Source organism: Brachybacterium rhamnosum, assembly GCF_039526185.1.
GTDB lineage: Bacteria > Actinomycetota > Actinomycetes > Actinomycetales > Dermabacteraceae > Brachybacterium > Brachybacterium rhamnosum.
On the sequence record NZ_BAAAIS010000007.1, the window covers coordinates 1 to 598 of the forward strand.

The 598-nt window shown below is 61.4% G+C and carries 2 protein-coding genes; both read left to right on the plus strand.

What is annotated here, in order from left to right:
- On the plus strand, positions 1-263 hold a 263-nt coding region (locus ABD080_RS16715), incomplete at its 5' end, for a WXG100 family type VII secretion target (RefSeq protein ID WP_137770308.1).
- Between the two features lie 64 nt (positions 264-327).
- Positions 328-597: a hypothetical protein gene (locus ABD080_RS16720; protein ID WP_137770309.1), complete on the plus strand. Its 270-nt coding sequence runs from the start codon at positions 328-330 to the stop codon at positions 595-597.
- The last annotated feature ends 1 nt before the right edge of the window (position 598 follow it).

The following is a 598-nucleotide window of genomic DNA, read 5'->3' on the forward strand; positions in this document are numbered from 1 at the left end:
CCATGAAGAAGGGTATGAACCCGGAGGCTGTCGATCAGATGGCCACGCAGATCACCGATGCGGCTGATCAGGCGAATGAGGCGTACCAGCGGGTGCTGGCGCGTGTGCAGGAGTTCGACTGGACCGGTGAGGATCGTGACCGGTACGTGTCGGAGTTCGAGTCGACGGTGGGTCAGGCGGTGCAGCAGCTGGTGCAGCAGGCGCAGGATCTGTCGGAGCGGGCGTCGAAGAATGCTTCCGAGCAGCGGGATGCGTCCGCCTGATCGGCGGGTGCGTCAGCTTCTCGTAGTCGTCGAGATCAGTTTTTTCTAGAGCGAGGGGATTGTCATGGCTTTCAAGGGAATGAACCCGGAGGAGGGTCGCGAGGTCGCGACCGCGATCAATGAGGCGGGCAGCCAGATCCTGGATGCGATCGATGCGGTGACCGGTGTGGTCAACGGTGTGGAGTGGGTCGGTCCGGATTACGACACGTATGTGGATGACTGGAACGGTTTTGTCTCGGGTCCGGTGAACAGCGTGGTCGAGGCGTGCAAGGCGAAGTCGGATGAGCTGAACCAGCATGCCGAGGAGCAGGACACGACCTCGAACAGCAACTGAG

Excerpts from the sequence above, each read along its gene's own strand:
- ABD080_RS16720 (WP_137770309.1), top strand. The coding sequence starts at position 328 with ATGGCTTTCAAGGGAATGAACCCGGAGGAGGGTCGCGAGGTCGCGACC.